The sequence below is a fragment of the Janibacter corallicola NBRC 107790 genome (assembly GCF_001570965.1).
Classification (GTDB): domain Bacteria; phylum Actinomycetota; class Actinomycetes; order Actinomycetales; family Dermatophilaceae; genus Janibacter; species Janibacter corallicola.
Map to the genome: position 1 here is coordinate 1 of NZ_BCSR01000085.1, position 2,143 is coordinate 2,143.

The 2,143-nt window shown below is 67.3% G+C and carries 1 protein-coding gene and 1 pseudogene; both read right to left on the reverse strand.

Features of this window, described 5'->3' with window-relative positions; genetic code table 11:
- Nucleotides 1–52: 52 nt before the first annotated feature.
- Nucleotides 53–1,378 carry a YjiH family protein gene (locus tag JCO01S_RS15205; protein WP_068257678.1) on the reverse strand — a complete coding sequence of 442 codons (1,326 nt, stop codon included), beginning with the start codon at nucleotides 1,376–1,378 and terminating at the stop codon, nucleotides 53–55.
- Nucleotides 1,379–1,509: 131 nt separating this feature from the next.
- Nucleotides 1,510–2,143 (reverse strand): annotated as a pseudogene (locus JCO01S_RS15210) (IS3 family transposase); the annotation flags it as partial.

Here is a 2,143-nt window from a genome sequence, read left to right on the forward strand (position 1 = left end):
TCGCGACACCCGCGCCACCCGGGAGGCCGGGCGCCTGCGAACGCACAACGCCTCACACGAGGAGGTGTGCCAGCGGCGCCGCGATGAGGATGGTCAGCAACACCCGCTCGAACCAGATGACGACCAGGTGCCACAGCTTGATCGGGATGTCGGTGGCGAAGATGCACGGCACCATCGCGGAGAAGAAGATCACCTGCGAGACCGAGACAACCGCGACGACCATCCGGGTCACCGACGAGCCGACGTCGGCTGCGGCGACGGCGGGCAGGAACATCTCGACGATCCCGAGCGAGACCGCCTTGCCCGAGAGCACCGGCTCGCCCAGCTGCACCAGCCACGTGACCGGGACGAAGAGCCAGCCCAACCAGTCGAAGACGGGCGTGTACTTCGCCAGCAGCAGTCCGATCAGCCCGACCGAGAGGATCGAAGGGAGGATCGCCGCGGCCATGTACGTGCCGTCGCGGAAGTTGGACCAGATGTTGCGGCCGAAGGTCGGGGCAGCCGCCAGCGTCCCCTTCGCCTCCTGCCAGGCCACCCGGAGGCGGCTCTCGGTCACCGCCTCCTCGGGCTGCGGGGTCGACTCGGGGTGGTACTCGTGCGGGATCGAGGACAGCGGCGGGATCCACACGGTGATGGCGGTGACGACGAAGGTGACCACGAGGGTGAGGAAGAAGTACGTCAGCCACTGGTCCATCAGGCCGAGGGTCTTGGCGACGATGATCATGAAGGTCGCCGAGACGGTCGAGAAGCCGGTCGCGATGATCGCCGCTTCGCGAGAGGAGTACTTGCCCTCCCGGTAGACGCGGTTGGTGATGAGCAGCCCGAGCGAGTAGCTGCCGACGAAGGAGGCCACCGCGTCGATCGCCGAGCGGCCCGGGGTGCGGAAGACCGGGCGCATCACCGGCTGGACGAGGACCCCGACGAACTCCATGAGGCCGTAGCCGACGAGCAGCGCGAGGAAGACCGCGCCGACCGGCACGATGAGACCCACCGGGATGACGAGCTTCTCCCAGAGGAAGGGCCCGATGTCCTCGGCCGCGAGCCAACCCGGCTGCACGGTCAGCATCATCACGGCGACGGCGAGGCCGAGGATGTTGAGGAAGGAGAAGACGCCCTTGGTGATCCCCTGCCGCCAGGAGCCGGTGATGAAGGGGCGGGCCGTGCCGAGCACGATCAGGGCGAGGACGACGAAGGGGACCACCGGCGCCGCATACGTCTCGATCGCCGTGACGAGGTGGTCCAGCGGGATGCTGCTGACACCGCCGATGGTGATCGGCACGAAGAACATGAACAGGCCGACGCCGCTGAAGACGAAGAAACGCCAGAGCCCCTTCGCCTCGCTCCCGGTGGAGACCTCTGCGGTCGTGCTGGCTGCCATGCTCGTCCCTTCGCTGACGTCGTCGTCACTGGCCCGACCAGCGTGCGGCGTCGCTGGGATGCGGCGGAAGGGGGTGTGCGGCGGGTTGTGTCTGGGATGGGGACTGCTGCACGGATAGGTGACAGGTTCGGTCACGCAGCCTGAGTGGCTGGTGTGGTCATGATGGTCTCGTACTCGATGGGGGTCAATCGCCCGAGCGCGTCCTGACGACGACGGCGGTGATATGTCCGCTCGATCCAGGTCACGATCGCGATCCGCAACTCCTCTCGGGTGGCCCAGGAGCGGCGGTCGAGGACGTTCTTCTGCAGGAGCGCGAAGAAGCTCTCCATCGCGGCGTTGTCACCGCAGGCACCAACACGTCCCATCGATCCGACCATGTCGTGACGGCTCAGGGCGCGCACGTGCTTGCGGCTGCGGAACTGGCTGCCGCGGTCGGTGTGCAGCACGCAGCCGGCGACGTCACCTCCGCGACGGGCCACGGCATTGTTCAGCGCCGCTACCGCCAGGCGCGATTTCATCCGCGAGTCGATCGAGTAGCCCACGATCCGGTTGGAGTAGACGTCCTTGACCGCGCACAGGTACAGCTTGCCCTCGCCGGTCTTGTGCTCGGTGATATCGGCCAGCCACAACTCGTTGGGCCCATCGGCGACGAACTCGTACCGAGTCAGGCCGTGCTTGTCGACGACGGCGCACAGGTCGTCGTGGACCGGCGGGCCAGGCTTCTTGGCCTTGCCGCGCTGGGTTTGCCGAACGCCGACCACCAGC